The organism is Citrobacter sp. Cpo100, assembly GCF_030332595.1.
Lineage (GTDB): Bacteria > Pseudomonadota > Gammaproteobacteria > Enterobacterales > Enterobacteriaceae > Citrobacter > Citrobacter portucalensis.
This window is the reverse complement of sequence record NZ_JAOWHM010000034.1, coordinates 1-1140: the sequence shown is the minus strand read 5'-3', so window position 1 is coordinate 1140 and position 1140 is coordinate 1. Positions and strand designations below refer to the sequence as shown.

Here is a 1140-nt window from a genome sequence, read left to right as displayed (position 1 = left end):
AGGTCGGACTCGGCTTTACTGATAATGTCATCACTTGCGACGGTATCGATGCCGATAGAGGCGCTGGCGTCCAGATCCAGACCCACGGTACGATCCGCGGTTGCCGTGGTTTCGTTACCATGACTATCCGTGGTGTGAATGCTCGCATGAATCACCGGATCGTTGACCAGGTTCTGGGTGTCCACCGGGATATGGTAGCCGAGGCCACCGTTCGCCAGCTTCTCCACCGTGCCTGAGTAGTGCTGACCATTAATCACCAGCTCAACGGTATCGTACTCTTTCGCATCGCCGCTTACCGTGCCGCTGATGGTGGTCTTACCGTTATGGTCCGTCGATTCTTTGATGTTGATGAAGTTATCATCCGTCACGCCATCAATGGTGATATGCGATTGGGTGTACATATCAGCGCTAATGGTTTTCGTCGCAGAATGCGTGACGCTGTTCCCTGCCGCATCGCTGGAGGTGACCGAAATGGTAATTTCCGGATGACTCATCAGCATATGGGTATTCATCGGGAAGCTATAGCCCAGCTTGCCGCCCGCCAGCGTGACAACAACGCCTTGCATCACCGGGACGCCATCCAGCTGCAACTCCACCACATCCCCGGCCGCCGCATCCACGCCGGTGACGGTACCGGCGATCTGCGTGATACCGCCGTTTGCGGAAAACTCCTTGATATTAATAACGTCATCACCGGCAATGGTACCAATATGCACCTGGTTTACCGCAAAGTTGTCGATATGCACGTCGTGGTCGCTGATCTCCGTCACTTCGTTGCCTACCGCATCATACGAGACAACCGTCGCCCTGATGTTGACATATTTATCCTGGTCGCCCTGGTTGTTGCTGAACGCCGACGAGTCGACCGGGATTTGGTAGCCCAGTTGACCGTTATTCAGCGTAATGACTTCACCCGTAAACGTGTGGCCATTGATCTCAAGGCTGACAACGTCGTGAAGCTTCGCATCACCATCGACGGTGCCGGTGATGAGTTGCTGAGCCATATTCAGTTCGCTATGGTTCAGGGTGTTATCGGCGGTCACCTTATCAATCGTAATGCTCGCTTCCGCGTGCAGATCGATATGCACCATATGGTCGTGCGTTACCGTTGACGGGTTACCGTGTTCATCGACGGTTGAA

The 1140-nt window shown here is 54.1% G+C and carries 1 protein-coding gene; it reads right to left on the bottom strand.

The features are described 5' to 3' along the window. Positions 1 to 1140 (bottom strand): Ig-like domain-containing protein (locus tag OGX96_RS11595; protein ID WP_286583193.1); only part of this gene is annotated, 1140 nt, incomplete at both ends.